At 66.2% G+C, this 13,438-nt stretch carries 14 protein-coding genes; 10 read left to right on the top strand and 4 right to left on the bottom strand.

Annotated features, from left to right (window positions below):
* Nucleotides 1–12 precede the first annotated feature (12 nt).
* Nucleotides 13–894: a cytochrome c oxidase subunit 3 gene (locus U5O44_RS02205; protein WP_322586828.1), complete on the top strand. Its 882-nt coding sequence runs from the start codon at nucleotides 13–15 to the stop codon at nucleotides 892–894.
* A gap of 82 nt (nucleotides 895–976) precedes the next feature.
* Here the strand turns inward: U5O44_RS02205 and U5O44_RS02200 are convergent, their stop codons facing one another.
* Nucleotides 977–1,201, bottom strand: coding sequence for a DUF2909 domain-containing protein (locus tag U5O44_RS02200; protein ID WP_322586827.1), 225 nt, complete (start codon nucleotides 1,199–1,201; stop codon nucleotides 977–979).
* Nucleotides 1,202–1,263: 62 nt separating this feature from the next.
* Between U5O44_RS02200 and U5O44_RS02195 the strand changes: the two genes are divergently transcribed.
* The 7 genes from U5O44_RS02195 to U5O44_RS02165 all read left to right on the top strand — a co-directional run bounded on the left by U5O44_RS02195 (nucleotide 1,264) and on the right by U5O44_RS02165 (nucleotide 7,118).
* On the top strand, nucleotides 1,264–2,007 hold the full coding sequence (locus U5O44_RS02195; protein ID WP_322586826.1) for an SURF1 family protein: 744 nt from the start codon (nucleotides 1,264–1,266) through the stop codon (nucleotides 2,005–2,007).
* Nucleotides 1,997–2,746: an SCO family protein gene (locus U5O44_RS02190; RefSeq protein WP_322586825.1), complete on the top strand. Its 750-nt coding sequence runs from the start codon at nucleotides 1,997–1,999 to the stop codon at nucleotides 2,744–2,746. Before U5O44_RS02195 ends, U5O44_RS02190 begins: the two co-directional genes overlap by 11 nt.
* 2 nt (nucleotides 2,747–2,748) lie before the next feature.
* On the top strand, nucleotides 2,749–3,903 hold the full coding sequence (locus U5O44_RS02185) for a COX15/CtaA family protein (protein WP_322586824.1): 1,155 nt from the start codon (nucleotides 2,749–2,751) through the stop codon (nucleotides 3,901–3,903).
* Nucleotides 3,900–4,814 carry a heme o synthase gene (gene cyoE / locus U5O44_RS02180; RefSeq protein ID WP_322586823.1) on the top strand — a complete coding sequence of 305 codons (915 nt, stop codon included), beginning with the start codon at nucleotides 3,900–3,902 and terminating at the stop codon, nucleotides 4,812–4,814. Before U5O44_RS02185 ends, cyoE begins: the two co-directional genes overlap by 4 nt.
* Nucleotides 4,815–4,827: 13 nt before the next feature.
* On the top strand, nucleotides 4,828–5,451 hold the full coding sequence (locus U5O44_RS02175) for an SCO family protein (protein WP_322586822.1): 624 nt from the start codon (nucleotides 4,828–4,830) through the stop codon (nucleotides 5,449–5,451).
* Nucleotides 5,452–5,630: 179 nt separating this feature from the next.
* Entirely contained in the window at nucleotides 5,631–6,173 is a 543-nt protein-coding gene (locus U5O44_RS02170) for a Kelch domain-containing protein (RefSeq protein WP_322586821.1), read from the top strand.
* 9 nt (nucleotides 6,174–6,182) lie between these two features.
* Complete coding sequence (locus U5O44_RS02165; protein WP_322586820.1) at nucleotides 6,183–7,118, top strand: IS5 family transposase; 936 nt, start codon at nucleotides 6,183–6,185, stop codon at nucleotides 7,116–7,118.
* A 1,131-nt stretch (nucleotides 7,119–8,249) separates the two neighbouring features.
* On the opposite strand, the gene U5O44_RS02160 is transcribed toward U5O44_RS02165, so the two are convergent.
* Nucleotides 8,250–8,873, bottom strand: coding sequence for a helix-turn-helix transcriptional regulator (locus U5O44_RS02160; protein WP_322586819.1), 624 nt, complete (start codon nucleotides 8,871–8,873; stop codon nucleotides 8,250–8,252).
* A gap of 175 nt (nucleotides 8,874–9,048) precedes the next feature.
* On the opposite strand from U5O44_RS02160, the gene U5O44_RS02155 reads away from it, so the two are divergent.
* Nucleotides 9,049–10,068: a Bug family tripartite tricarboxylate transporter substrate binding protein gene (locus U5O44_RS02155; RefSeq protein WP_416222108.1), complete on the top strand. Its 1,020-nt coding sequence runs from the start codon at nucleotides 9,049–9,051 to the stop codon at nucleotides 10,066–10,068.
* Here U5O44_RS02155 and U5O44_RS02150 read toward each other — a convergent pair.
* Nucleotides 10,040–10,972 carry a LysR family transcriptional regulator gene (locus tag U5O44_RS02150; protein ID WP_322586817.1) on the bottom strand — a complete coding sequence of 311 codons (933 nt, stop codon included), beginning with the start codon at nucleotides 10,970–10,972 and terminating at the stop codon, nucleotides 10,040–10,042. The two genes, U5O44_RS02155 and U5O44_RS02150, sit on opposite strands and share 29 nt — an antisense overlap.
* Before the next feature lie 122 nt (nucleotides 10,973–11,094).
* On the opposite strand from U5O44_RS02150, the gene U5O44_RS02145 reads away from it, so the two are divergent.
* The gene (locus U5O44_RS02145) at nucleotides 11,095–11,511 is read left to right on the top strand and encodes a tellurite resistance TerB family protein (RefSeq protein ID WP_322586816.1); all 417 of its coding nucleotides are present in this window, start codon (nucleotides 11,095–11,097) and stop codon (nucleotides 11,509–11,511) included.
* 25 nt (nucleotides 11,512–11,536) lie between these two features.
* On the opposite strand, the gene U5O44_RS02140 is transcribed toward U5O44_RS02145, so the two are convergent.
* Nucleotides 11,537–13,429 carry an ATP-binding cassette domain-containing protein gene (locus tag U5O44_RS02140; protein WP_322586815.1) on the bottom strand — a complete coding sequence of 631 codons (1,893 nt, stop codon included), beginning with the start codon at nucleotides 13,427–13,429 and terminating at the stop codon, nucleotides 11,537–11,539.
* Nucleotides 13,430–13,438: the final 9 nt, after the last annotated feature.

Here is a 13,438-nt window from a genome sequence, read left to right as displayed (position 1 = left end):
CAGGAGCAACTCATGTCGGCAACCCCTCAAGGCGTGACGCCTTACTACTATGTCCCAGGGCCCTCGCGGCACCCGGTGATGACCTCGATCGGCCTGTTCTTCGTGATCCTGGGCGCAGGCCAGTGGATCAACGGACACGGCTGGGGCGCCTACGCGCTGCTGTTCGGGCTGCTGTGGACGGTCTTCGTGCTGCGCCAGTGGTTCGGCGAAGCTGCTGGCGAGGCCGAGGCCGGCATGCTCAGCGACCGTGTCGATGTCTCGCACCGCTGGAGCATGGCCTGGTTCATCTTCTCGGAAGTGATGTTCTTCGCGGCATTCTTCGGCGCGCTGTACTGGGCCCGCACCCAGTCGGTGCCGAGCCTGGGCAGTCTGGAGAACGCGCTGCTGTGGCCTGACTTCAAGGGCGTGTGGCCGAGCTCCGTGGCGGGTGCCACCGCGTCGCCGGCCGGCATCGTCGAGCCCTTCCAGACCATGGGTCCGTGGCCGCTGCCGACGATCAACACCGCCTTGCTGCTGACCTCGGGCATCACGCTGACGATTGCGCACCACGCACTGATCGCCAACCAGCGCTCCAAGTCCATCCTGTGGATGTGGATCACCGTGCTGCTCGGCACCGTGTTCCTGATCTGCCAGGGGTATGAATACGCCCACGCCTACAACGACCTGAACCTGAAGCTGTCCTCGGGCATCTACGGCTCGACCTTCTACATGCTGACCGGCTTCCACGGTTTCCATGTGCTGGTCGGCACCATCATGCTGCTGGTCATGACCCTCCGCCTGATGAAGGGCCACTTCACGCCCGAACGCCACTTCGGCTTCGAAGGTGCGGCGTGGTACTGGCACTTCGTGGACGTGGTGTGGCTCGGCCTGTATTTCATCGTCTACTGGATGTGACGGTCTGGCGCCGGTGAGACCGGCGTTTGCCCGCAACAAAAAAGAGCGCTACGGCGCTCTTTTGTTTGGTGTCTCGCGCGTCTCACCGCCCGACTGGAATCCCCGTCGGCTCGATCCAGCCGAGCGAGTACCCCAGCAGCACGAACAGGAACACCCCGACCGACACACCCACCCGGATCGCCAGCGCACGTGCCATCCGTCCTTTGGGGGTCGGCTCACCGGCTGGTCCGCGTTTGATCATGAAGATCCCGGCAAAGGCCAGGGCAGCCAGAATGGCGACAAACGCCAGCACGATGATGGTTTTCATGCGGCTGGATTATTCCACCACCCCTGCCCGGCCCACATGCCGATGCGCCGATGACATTCCCCATGACCTTGTCCCGACACCGCCACCACCGCTGGGTGATCCTGCTGGCAGCCCTGCTGAGCGTGGCGGGAACGGCACGGCTGGGCGTGTGGCAACTCGACCGGGCGACAGAAAAGACCAGCCGGCAGGCCCTGCTCGACGCCCGCCATCAGATGCCCGAACTGGGGGCGGCCGATCTGGCCCGCACACCCGACGAAGTCGAGGCACAGGTGCAGCGCCGCATCCGTCTGCAGGGACGCTGGGTGGGCCGCGCCACGCTGTTTCTGGACAACCGGCCGATGAACGGCCGGGTCGGCTTCCATGTCGTCACGCCGCTGCAGCTCGCCGACGGAACCGCCGTGCTGGTCGAGCGGGGCTGGGCACCCCGCAACGCCCTGCGACGCGAAGACCTTCCCCCGGTGCAGACCCCCGAGACCGACAGCGTCACCGTCGTGGCCCGCATCATCCCCGCGCCATCGAGGCTGTTCGACTTCGGCGGTCTCGAAACCGGCCCCATCCGTCAGAATCTCGACATCGCCGCTGCCGCCCGTGCGTCCGGCCTGAGCCTGCGTCCGGTGGCCTTGCTGCAGACCGAAGGGCCTCCGGACGACGGGCTGCTGCGCCAATGGACCGCGCCCTCCACCGGGGTCGACAAGCACCACGGCTATGCGGTCCAGTGGTTCGCCCTCAGTGCCCTGATCGCAGGGCTGTATGTCTGGTTCCAACTCATCCGCCCGCGCAGGCAGGCCGCCTCCCATGTCGCATGACGCTCCGAACGCCGCTCCGCACAGCGCACAGCCGCTGACCCTGTCGGTCCACGACCTGCCCTCGCCCACCGCCGACCCGGAAGCCCAGGCCCGCACCCGCCTGGGCCGGATCAAGATGGCGCTGATCCTGCTCGCCTGCGCGTCGCCGGTGATCGCCTCGTATTTCACCTACTACGTCATCAAGCCGACGGGCCAGCCGGGCCATGGCGTGCTGGTGCAGCCTCCGGTGGACATCCCGCCTGCAGCGGCGCTGCCGCTGACCAACCTGCAGGGCCAGCCCGTCGATCCCCGCAGCCTGCGTGACCAGTGGCTGCTGGTGGTGGTGGCCGATGGCGCCTGTGACAGCAGCTGCGAAAAGCTGCTCTACGCCCAGCGCCAGCTGCGCGAGACCCTCGGCCGCGAGAAGGACCGCCTCGACCGCGTCTGGCTCGTCACGGGCGACCAGGCGCCGCGGGCCGAACTGCTGCCCGCACTGGCCGAAGCCGCCGTGCTGCGCGCCCCGCGCGAAGCCGTGGCCGCCTGGCTCAAGCCGGCACCCGGCGAAGCCCTGTCGGCCCACCTCTACCTCGTCGACCCGATGGGGGTGTGGATGATGCGGTTTCCCGCCAGCTTCGAGCCGCCCAAGATCAAGCGCGATGTAGAGCGCATGCTGCGCGCGTCCGCCTCCTGGGACCGGGCCGGCCGTGATCCAGCCATCGTCGGCGCACCTCCTGCCGCCAGCCCCGCCGTCGCGCGTTGACCATGCAGCCGTCCACCGACCTGATCGACCTGGGGCCACTGGCGCAGATGGCGCTGCTGGGCGCGGCACTGGCCACGCTGCCGCTGCTGTGGCTGACCTGGCGCCACCGCGGCCAGAGCACGCCGCAGCGCTTGCGGGCGCTGACGCTGGTCACGCTGTTCCTGACGTTCGACCTCGTGCTCTTCGGCGCCTTCACCCGTCTGACGGACTCCGGCCTGGGCTGCCCCGACTGGCCGGGCTGCTACGGCAACGCCAGCCCCTTCGGCGCCCGCCACGAGATCGCCCAGGCCCAGGCCACCCTGCCCGATGGTCCCGTCACCCACGGCAAGGCCTGGGTCGAGATGGTGCACCGCTACTTCGCCACCAGCGTCGGGGCGCTGCTCACCGTGCTGATGGTGTGGAGCTTCGTCGCAGTGCGCCGGCTCAAGCGCAGCGATCCCGCGCAGGCCCGGCTGATCTCGCCCGGCTGGGCGACGCTGACCTTCGTCTGGGTCTGCCTGCAGGGCGCGTTCGGCGCGCTGACGGTGACGATGAAGCTCTACCCGGCCATCGTCACGCTGCACCTGCTCGGCGGCCTCGGTCTGCTGGCCTTGCTGGCCGTGCAGACCCAGCGCCACGCACCGCAGGCGCCGACCGTCTCCCCCGCGCTGCGGGCCGGGATCTGGGTGGTGTTCGGTCTCGTCATCGTGCAGGTCGCGCTGGGCGGCTGGGTCAGCACCAACTACGCCGTGCTGGCCTGCCAGGACATCCCCACCTGCCAGGGACAGTGGTGGCCGCCGATGGACTTCGACGCGGGCTTCACGCTGCGCCGCGCACTGGGCGTGCAGGCCGACGGCAGCGCACTGCCCTTCGCCGCGCTGACCGCCATCCATGTCGTGCACCGCCTGGGCGCGCTGGTCGTGCTGACGGCGCTGGGCCTGCTGATTGCCGCCTTGCGCCACACCGCCCCGCGCTACGCCAAGGGCCTGCTGGCCGTCGCCTTGCTGCAGACGGTCACCGGTCTGTCCAATGTCGTGCTCGACTGGCCGCTGCTGGCCGCCGTGGCGCACACTGGCGGTGCCGCCGTGCTGGTGACGCTGCTGGCGGCCCTGCTGGCGCACAGCCGCAGCCCTGCGCGCAGTCCTTCCTTTTCCCCGTCCGCTGTCCCGTCCCGATGAACGCCACCACCCTCACCCCGACCACGCCGCGCCTGTCGCGCTGGCGCCAGTACGTCGCGCTGACCAAGCCGCGGGTCGTGCAGCTCATCGTGTTCTGTGCGGCGATCGGCATGCTGCTGGCGGTGCCGGGACTGCCGCGCTGGGACGATCTCGTCACGGCGGTCCTCGCCAGCATCGGCATCTGGCTGGTGGCCAGCGCTGCCGCAGCGTTCAACTGCCTGATCGAGCAGAAGATCGATGCGCGCATGAAGCGCACCTCCTGGCGCCCCACCGCCAACGGCGATCTGAGCCAGTCGCAGGCGCTGCTGTTCTCGGCCGTGCTCTGTGCCGCGGGCATGGCGCTGCTGTACTTCCGCGTCAACCCGCTGACGGCCTGGCTGACCTTCGGCACCTTCGTCGGCTACGCGGTCATCTACACCGTGATCCTCAAGCCGATGACACCGCAGAACATCGTCATCGGCGGCGCCTCGGGCGCAATGCCACCCGTGCTCGGCTGGGCGGCGCTGACCGGTCAGGTCGGACCGGAGGCGATCGCGCTGTTCCTGATCATCTTCCTGTGGACCCCGCCGCACTTCTGGGCGCTGGCGCTCTACCGCGCCGAGGACTATGCCCGCGCCGGCCTGCCCATGCTGCCGGTCACGCACGGCAACGAGTTCACGCGGCTGCAGATCCTGCTCTACACCTTCATCCTGTTCGCGGCGACGCTGCTGCCCTTCGTGCAGGGCATGAGCGGCTGGCTGTATCTGGCCGCCGCTGTCGTGCTGGGCGGGCGCTTCATCCACTACGCGGTCCGGCTGCGCCGCGAATACTCCGAAGCGCTCGCCCGCGAGACCTTCCGCTTCTCGATCTGGCACCTGTCGCTGCTGTTCGCGGCATTGCTGGTCGACCACTACCTGAAGCCCTGGCTGTGACTGTGAGCACCCCATGACTGTTTCCCCACGACTCCACCGGCCCGCCAGACGTCTGCTGCTGACCGCCTCCAGCCTGCTCCTGCTCGGTGCGCTGAGCGGCTGCGAGAAGACCCCGGCCCCCAGCTTCAAGTCGCTCGACATCACCGGCGCCGAATACGCCCGCCAGCTCGCGCTGACCGACGCCAACGGCCAGCCGTTCCAGCTCTCCAGCCTGAAGGGCAAGGTCGCCGTCGTCTTCTTCGGCTACACGCAGTGCCCGGACGTCTGCCCGACCACGCTGACCAACCTCGCCGAGACCCAGCGCCTGCTCGGCCCGGACGGCGACAAGCTCGTCGGCGTCTTTGTCACGGTCGATCCGAAGCGCGACACCACGGCCTTGATGAAGTCCTACGTCGGCGCCTTCCACCCGAACTGGGTCGGCCTGCGCGGCTCGGCCGACGAGATCGCCGCAGCGGCCAAGGAGTTCAAGATCTTCTACCGCGAAGTGCCGGGCAAGACCGAGTCCAGCTACACGGTGGACCACACGGCGGCGTCGTTCGTGTTCGACACGCAAGGCAAGGTGCGCCTGTATGTGCGGCACAACACGCCGCCGGCTGAGTTGGCGGCGGATATCAAAGTTTTGCTGACGCAGGGTTGAGCGAGAGTCAGCGCAAGAATTTTCAGATTCTCTGATTGGCCCCACGGCGCGGGATGCGGCGTGGGGCTTTTTCTTGCGCGAATGGCCTCAAATTGTCTGATTTCACTCGTTTGGGTGATGTTGCGGGCAATATAGAGAACTAGTCTACACGGCATCTTCACTCAATCGGCACCAAAATCATGGCAACCAAACCAATCCGCAGGAATATTCTATCTGCAGCTTCTCTGTGGCTTGCTTGTTCTATCGCTGACGCTCAGACATGTGATCCGGCGGTTTTCATGATCAAAGACTTGAGCAAGGTCGTTTGGTCGGAATCAATGAAGATAGCATTCCTAATCACGGCAACGAAAGAGCAATACGAAAACGTTAGAAAGTCTTGGGGCGGTGATGGTTCATATGGTCCATACTCAGGCAGTATGGACTACGAAAATGCCAAGGCTACAGCAATTAAGGAGTCGCATCTGAAAAAAAGTACCTACAACCACGACATGTACGTGGACTATCTCTCGCAAAAACTATCCTCTACAGCGGCAGAAATGTACGGAAAGTGCCTTGAGCAAGACAAAGAGCGTCCTGGCGTTCAACTCTGGTTATCCCGCAGGCAAGGCGATTTTTACCATTTGAAAGGTTTCTGGGTAGGATTTGATGCTCGAATGGGCGTGGGCAAGCAGGGCTTTGTTGCACAACCCACCCCGCCGGCCGATGGTCGAGCGGTGAGGTAGGCTGACAGGATGAGCAAGCCAGCAAAGCAGAAGTACGTGACGAAGAACTGGGCGCCGTACACGAAGGCGCTGAGGGCGCGGGGCTCGCTGACGATGTGGCTGGACCGGGACATGGCGTGGCAGGCTGCGCCGGTCAGCGGCAAGCCGGGGCGACCGGCGACGTACAGCGACGCGGCGGTGCAGTGCTGCCTGACGATGAAGGTGCTGTTCGGACTGGCGCTGCGCCAGACGCAGGGGTTCGTGCAGAGCGTGCTGGGGCTGTCGGGGCTGGACTGGCAGGCACCGGACTACAGCACGATGAGCCGGCGCGAGAAGCGGCTGACGGTGGAGATCACGGCGCGGCCGAGCCGGGGCGGGCTGCACCTGCTGGTGGATTCCACGGGGATCAAGATGCTGGGCGAGGGCGAGTGGAAGACCAAGAAACACGGGGCGGAGTACCGCAGGCAGTGGCGCAAGGTTCACCTGGGGATCGACGCCCAGACGCTGGAGATCCGGGCGATCGAGGTGACGGACAACAGCGTGGGGGATGCGCCGATGCTGCCGGAGCTGCTCAGCCAGATTCCGGACGAGGAGGCGGTGCTGTCGGTGAGCGGGGACGGGGCGTATGACACGCAGGACTGCCACGACGCGATCGCCGAGCGGGGAGCCGAGGCGGTGATTCCGACGCGCAAGAACGCGCAGCCGTGGAAGGCCAAGCGGCCGGGGGCGGCGGCGCGCAACGAGATACTGCGGGCGACGAACCGGCTGGGCCGGGGGATCTGGAAGAAGTGGAGCGGCTACCACCGGCGCTCGCTGGTGGAGACGAAGATGCGCTGCTTCAAGCTGCTGGGCGAGCGGGTGATGGCGCGCACCTTCGAGCGTCAGGTGGTGGAGCTGCAGGTGCGGGCTGCGGTGCTCAACCGCTTCACCCACCTGGGCACCCCGGTGACGCAGGCTGTGGCGTAACTCCGTCTGGGGTCAGGGGAAACTCGGCTTCGGCGGAGTTGTGCAACAAAGCCGGCAAGCAGACTAAGCAACCAATCGCCAACGGGTTGACGATCATTCAAGATCCGAAAGAATGGCCCCGAGGAACAACTCTAGAAATCCTTGTAAAGAAGCCGGCTGATCAAGACGGAGTCTTGGTACTTGAGATTGCAGGACAAAGTAAGAGCTATGTTCTGCTAAAGGACGTGCCCCAGGTCTCATTGGGAACCAACCAACTGTTTAGTGATGCTGTGGAGGCGCTATCGGGAGGTGGCCCCAGAAAAACTTGCGGCTACGGAAGAGAGACGAAGATACAGCGTTGTGTCAGCCCAAAGAATGCAGGTGGTTATCTTGTGCCTGGATCAATCACCACATACGACGTAACCCAGAGTGGCCAAGTAACTGAGTGGAGAATCACAAGGGACAGTCCCGAACTATCATGTGTCGAGTTTCGTGCTGCGACAGGTGCTTGTGAGACGCGCGTAAGTATAAAAGGGCAAGCAACCGCCGTCGAAAGATTCCCAATTAGCCCACAATGAACCACCCGGAGAATTGAGGAAAGGCACGCTCTAAGCTGAAGTACAACACTGCAATAGAATCAACAGGCTAGGCCATACATGCCCGCAGGTGTGGCCTGACAATCGTTGCTTGCGGGAGGAGATGCAAGATGTTCGACTTTCGTATTTCTCTTTTGGCGCTGGTGCTCTCTGCGCCTTTGCATGCAAACGCGACCCCAGTTGCTTCGACGGTGTCATGTCAAGCCAATAATCATGCGATTGCAGATTGGAAAAGCGAACTCTCTGGGAAAAAATCTGTAGCCAGAAGTTCATGGCTAGTAGCGGCAGATGACTCAAATAGGCAGTGTGGATCACGCTGTCAAACTCAAGCCAATGGCTGCAAGGACATCTGCAACAGGGGTAGCAAAGACAGTCAAAATGCATGCTGGCAAGGATGTCTAGATCGATACCGCGAGTGCAAGATGTCATGCTAGTGAACGCTCCGGGAATTGAGGAGGCCCCTTCGTTTGAAAAGATGGGGCCACGATGAAGAAGTGAGCCGCCTCAACTTTGCCGTGGGATGGTTACTCACAGACTCTCACCCAGAGAAAGGGCGCTATCCCCAAGCCATCGCCCCCGACAACGCCACCCGCACCAGATCCGCCTGCCGCCGCACCCCCACCTTGGCAGACGCGCTCTTGAGCTGCGTGCGCACCGTGTTCATGCTCAGCCCTCGCTGCTGCGCCACCTCGACCAGCGTCAGCCCCTGCGCCAGAGCCGCCGTCAATTGCGCTTCAGCGCGGGTCAGGCGATAGGTCTGGCAAAGCACCTCCGGCAGGGTGGGCAGCATGGCGTCTGGGTCACTGACAAACACAGCCACCGCCACCACCTCGGCCACCGCCGGCAAGGAAACCTCCGGCGCCTTGGCCGGTAGCGGTGCCACGCCCAGGTGAAGCGCACCATGCAGCCCCTGCACGCGCAGCGATCGGAAGGGCTGTGCCTCACGATGTGCCGCGCGGCCAGCAGCCCAACCCAAATGCTGCTGCAACGCCCGATTCGCCTCGATGGAGGTCGCCACCAAATGCTGGCCCGCGTCCAGCATCAGTCCTTTGTGCTGGCCAAGCAGCCCATGCGCCATGCGATTCGCCGATTCGAGCCGCAAACTTTCACTCACCAGCACAACCACACCCAGTGGCAGCAACGACAGCACCGCCTCGACGTTGTGCGCCCGCGCCAACAAGACCCCGTCCACAGGATTTGACATTGGTGAAGCTCCCTGCCCCATTTGTAACTTTAAGTATCTCTATTTAATGCCTTCCGTGCAATAGATCACAACCGATCCGTCAACCGCCCCTGTACCGCGTCACTTCCGCGAACGCCACAATGGGTGGCCCGCAAGTCAGGAGACACCCCGCATGCTTCGCCCCCCTCGCACCCTCTCATCCAATGACCCGCGCACACTCCACCACCGTCGGCTGTTGCTGGCAGGCGCAACGCTGCCGTTGCTGTGGCCTGTATTGAGCGCTGCACAGAGCGGTGCCTCAGGCCGCCCGACGCGCCTGATCGTGCCCTTCACCCCCGGCGGCTCGACCGACATCCTGGCCCGCGCCCTCGCCCCGAAGCTCGCGCTGGCGCTCGGCCAGAACGTGGTCGTGGACAACCGCCCCGGCGCGGGCGGCTCGATCGGCGCGACCGAGGCCTCCAGGGCCGAGCCGGACGGCCAGACCCTGCTGATGGGCCACATCGGCACGCTCGGCGTCAACCCGTCGATCTACCCCAAGCTCGGCTACGACCCGTTGAAGAGCTTCGTGCCCGTGGCCTGGGTGGCGCGGGTGCCCAACGTGCTGGTGGTGCCGGCCAATTCGCCTGCGAAGACGTTCCAGGAGTTCATCGCGCTGGCGAAGTCGAAGCCGGGCCGCCTGTCCTACTCGTCCGGCGGCAACGGCAGCGCCGCACACATCACCTTCGAGTACCTGAAGCTGCGCACGAAGACCTTCCTGCTGCACATCCCCTACCGCGGCACCGCGCCCTCGGTCACCGACCTGATCGCCGGCCAGGTGGACGCCACCTTCACCGGCGCCCCGGCCGTCATCGCCCACATCCGCAGCGGCCGGCTGCGCGCGCTGGCCGTCTCCAGCCCGGAGCGCATCGCCGCGCTGCCCGACGTGCCGACCGTCGCCGAGAGCGGTTATCCGGGATTCGAGGCCGACCAGTGGTACGGCGTCGTCGCACCGGCCGGCACGTCCGAGGCCGTGGTCACGCGCCTGAACGCCGAGGTCAACAAGGCGCTCGCACTGCCGGAGGTGGCCAGGCAGCTCGCAGGCGAAGGCGCCGTGCCGACCCCCACGACGCCGCAGGCGTTCGGGGCATTGATCGCCCGCGAGATTCCGCGCTGGGCGGAAGTGGTCAAGGCCGGGAGCGTGAAGCCGGACTGAGCCCGGCCCGCCGGCCCGCAGTGGCCGGCTCGGACCAGAGCCGCTGCACCAGCGGATGCTCGATCCGCTTGTCGGCCGCGATCGCGAAAAAGGGTTCTTCCACGCCAGAACTGCCGCCGATGCGGCGCACCCCGAAGCGCGCCACCAGGTCGTCATGCACCCAGTCGACGGCAGGAAACACCCCCATCCCGCCCGCGCCGAAGGTCTTGAGCATCGCGCTGTCGTCGAATTCCCCCACGATCCGAGGACGCAGGGCCTCACGCTCGAACCATTGGTCGAGCGCGACCCGCATCGCGGCGGAGCGGGTCGGCAACAGCACCGGGACACGGGCGAGCGAATGCGGGAAGTCCTCGCTGCCCGCGGCGAACCAGGCCGGTGGCGCATACCAGCCCACGGGCGAGCCGCCGAGGCGGTGGCTGTAGACCCGCAGGCCCGGTTGTGAGGGCGCGGCACGGTCGGCCAGCACAACATCCAGCCGGTGCAGCACCAGATCGGCCAGCATCGGCTCGAAGGCCTGTTCACCGATCTGCAGGCGCAGCTGCGGCTCGGCCAGCACTGGCTGCAGCAGCCGCCACACCACCAGCTTGGGCAGCCCGCCGCCCACCCCCACCGCCAGCCGCACCGCCGGTACCGTCGCAGCATCGCGCACCCGGTCGGGCAATGCCGCGCCCAGCTGGAAGATCTGCTCCGCCTGGAGCATCGCCGCCCGACCGGCCTCGGTGAGCGTCACACCCCGCCCGGCCGGCTGCAGCAGCGCATGCCCCAAGGCATGCTCCAGTTCACGCACCTGTGCGCTGACCGTCTGCACCGCCACGCCGAGTCGCGCCGCACCACGCGCGACGCCGCCCTCCTTGGCCACTACCCAGAAGTAATAGAGATGCCGATAGCTGAAGTCGAGGCTCATGGTTCATATTTTACGAACAAGGCTTCAGAAATTGGCTGGTTTTTCCGCTGAATCAGCTCACCTACTCTGCGTCTGTCGAATCCCCGATGCCTGACTTTTCCATCACCACGAGGACGTTCACCATGCGCAGCTATCCCACCAACAGCCCCGAAGCCGCCGCCCGCGTTGTCGCCCTGGCGCTGCTGGCCGATGGTCACCTGAGTCTGGTCGAAATCGATGCACTGGAACTGCACGGTGTCGCCAGACGCCTCGGCCTGAGCGGACCGGCCTTCCGGGAGGTGATGCACGGCCTGTGCAATGACCTGCTGGTGCAGTCACCGATGGTCTGGACCGACAGCAGCCAGATCGATCCCTACCTTGTCCGCAGCCTGCTGTCGGAGGTCGACGACCCGGCGCTGTGCGAGGAGCTGATGCACCTCTGCCGCACCCTGATCGAAGCCGATCGCCATGTGGCCGATGGCGAAGCGCTGATGCTGTCGACCGCCTTCGTGCACTGGCAGCGCCCGCAGATCCGGCGCATGCCGGCGTTGGCCGACTGACCCGACAGGAAGCAGGCCGGTGCGTTCAGCGCGCTTCCAGCGCCTCCCATCGCTCCATCAGCGACAGCAGCTCGTCGTCGATGGCCGCATGGCGGGCGTGTGCGGCGGTCACCTTGTCGGCCGGGCCCATGTACAGCTCGGTGCCCGCAAGCGCCTCGTTCAGCGCCGCCTGCTCGGCTTCGAGCGCAGCGATGCGGGCGGGCAGCTCGTCCAGCTCACGCTGCTCCTTGTAGCTGAGCTTGCGCTTGGCGACGGCAGGCGCGGCTGCGGCCACGGGCGCCGCGGCCACCACCGCCTTCGCTGGCGTCGGCGCGGGGGCATTGCGGGCCGCCTTGGCCGCCATCGCGGCGGCGCGCTGTGACTGCAGCAGCCAGTCCTCGACGCTGCCTTCGTACTCGCGCCAGTTGCCGTCGCCTTCGCTGACGATGGTGCTGGTCACCACCGCGTCGAGGAAGCGCCGGTCGTGGCTGACCAGGAACACGGTGCCCTTGAAGTTCTGCAGCAGGTCTTCCAGCAGCTCCAGCGTCTCGATGTCCAGATCGTTGGTCGGCTCGTCCAGCACCAGCACGTTGGCCGGCTTGGCGAACAGCCGCGCCAGCAGCAGCCGGTTGCGCTCGCCGCCCGAGAGGCTGCGCACCGGCGAGTTCGCCCGCGCCGGCGAGAACAGGAAGTCGCCGAGGTAGCTCATCACGTGCTTGCGCGCGTTGCCGATCTCGATCCACTCGCTGCCGGGGCTGATGGTGTCGGCCAGCGTCGCGTCGAGGTTGAGCGCCTCGCGCATCTGGTCGAAGTACGCCACCTGCAGCATCGTGCCGAGCTTGACCGTGCCACTGTCGGGCGCAAGTTCGCCCAGGATCATCTTCAGCAGCGTCGTCTTGCCAGCGCCGTTCGGGCCGATCAGGCCGACCTTGTCGCCGCGCAGGATGGTGCCGGTGAAGCCGCGCACGATGGTGCGCTCGCCGTAGGACTTGGTCGCGCCCTCCAGCTCGGCCACGATCTTGCCGCTGCGCGAGCTGGCATCGACTTCGAGCCGCACCTTGCCCACCACATCGCGGCGCGCGGCGCGCTGGTCGCGCAGGTCGGTCAGCCGGTTGACGCGGCTGACGCTGCGGGTGCGGCGCGCCTCGACGCCCTTGCGGATCCAGACCTCTTCCTGCGCCAGCAGCTTGTCGAAGCGGGCATTGGCCAGCGCCTCGTCCTCCAGCTCGCGCGCCTTGGTCGCTTCATAGGTGGTGAAGCTGCCCGGGTAGCTGCGGATCTGGCCGCGATCGAGTTCAAGGATGCGCGTCGAGACGGCGTCCAGGAAGGCCCGGTCATGGGTGATGAGCAGCACCGCGCCACGGAACGCGATCAGCAGATCCTGCAGCCAGACGATCGAGTCGAGGTCGAGGTGGTTGGTCGGCTCGTCGAGCAGCAGCACGTCGGGTGCCGCCACCAGCGCCTGCGCCAGCGCCACCCGCTTGCGCAGACCGCCCGACAGCGCATCCACCAACTGGCCCGGCGACAGCTTCAGTCGCTCCAGCGTCTCGTCCACCCGCTGCTCCCAGGTCCAGCCATCAACGGCCTCGATCTGGCTCTGCAGCGCGTCGAGGTCGTCGCCGTCCGCGTGCGCCTCGTAGCGCTCGCGCAGCGACTTGGCCTCGGCCACCCCGACGCTGACGGCGTCGAACACCGTCACGCCCGCCTCGAACTGCGGCTCCTGCGGCACGTAGTAGCGGCGCACATTGGTCTGCACCTGCAGCGTGCCGTCGTCGGGCAGCTCCAGGCCGGCGAGGATCTTCAGCAGCGACGACTTGCCGGTGCCGTTGCGGCCGATGAGGCCGATGCGTTCGCCGGCCTCCAGCGACATCGCCGCGTGGTCAAGCAAGGCCACGTGCCCGTAGGCAAGGCTGGCGTCAAGTAGGGTAAGGAGGGCCATGGGGAGGTT

This window comes from Sphaerotilus sp. (genome assembly GCF_034519685.1).
Taxonomy (GTDB): domain Bacteria; phylum Pseudomonadota; class Gammaproteobacteria; order Burkholderiales; family Burkholderiaceae_C; genus Sphaerotilus.
Note: the sequence above shows the minus strand (reverse complement) of the source record. Positions and strands in the feature narration are given on the sequence as shown.

Coding starts and splice junctions, on each gene's coding strand:
- U5O44_RS02170 (WP_322586821.1), top strand. CDS start 5,631: ATGGCAACCAAACCAATCCGCAGGAATATTCTATCTGCAGCTTCTCTG.
- U5O44_RS02205 (WP_322586828.1), top strand. CDS start 13: ATGTCGGCAACCCCTCAAGGCGTGACGCCTTACTACTATGTCCCAGGG.
- U5O44_RS02190 (WP_322586825.1), top strand. CDS start 1,997: ATGTCGCATGACGCTCCGAACGCCGCTCCGCACAGCGCACAGCCGCTG.
- U5O44_RS02145 (WP_322586816.1), top strand. CDS start 11,095: ATGCGCAGCTATCCCACCAACAGCCCCGAAGCCGCCGCCCGCGTTGTC.
- U5O44_RS02200 (WP_322586827.1), bottom strand. CDS start 1,201: ATGAAAACCATCATCGTGCTGGCGTTTGTCGCCATTCTGGCTGCCCTG.
- U5O44_RS02150 (WP_322586817.1), bottom strand. CDS start 10,972: ATGAGCCTCGACTTCAGCTATCGGCATCTCTATTACTTCTGGGTAGTG.
- U5O44_RS02140 (WP_322586815.1), bottom strand. CDS start 13,429: ATGGCCCTCCTTACCCTACTTGACGCCAGCCTTGCCTACGGGCACGTG.
- U5O44_RS02175 (WP_322586822.1), top strand. CDS start 4,828: ATGACTGTTTCCCCACGACTCCACCGGCCCGCCAGACGTCTGCTGCTG.
- U5O44_RS02155 (WP_416222108.1), top strand. CDS start 9,049: ATGCTTCGCCCCCCTCGCACCCTCTCATCCAATGACCCGCGCACACTC.
- U5O44_RS02185 (WP_322586824.1), top strand. CDS start 2,749: ATGCAGCCGTCCACCGACCTGATCGACCTGGGGCCACTGGCGCAGATG.
- cyoE (WP_322586823.1), top strand. CDS start 3,900: ATGAACGCCACCACCCTCACCCCGACCACGCCGCGCCTGTCGCGCTGG.
- U5O44_RS02165 (WP_322586820.1), top strand. CDS start 6,183: ATGAGCAAGCCAGCAAAGCAGAAGTACGTGACGAAGAACTGGGCGCCG.
- U5O44_RS02195 (WP_322586826.1), top strand. CDS start 1,264: ATGACCTTGTCCCGACACCGCCACCACCGCTGGGTGATCCTGCTGGCA.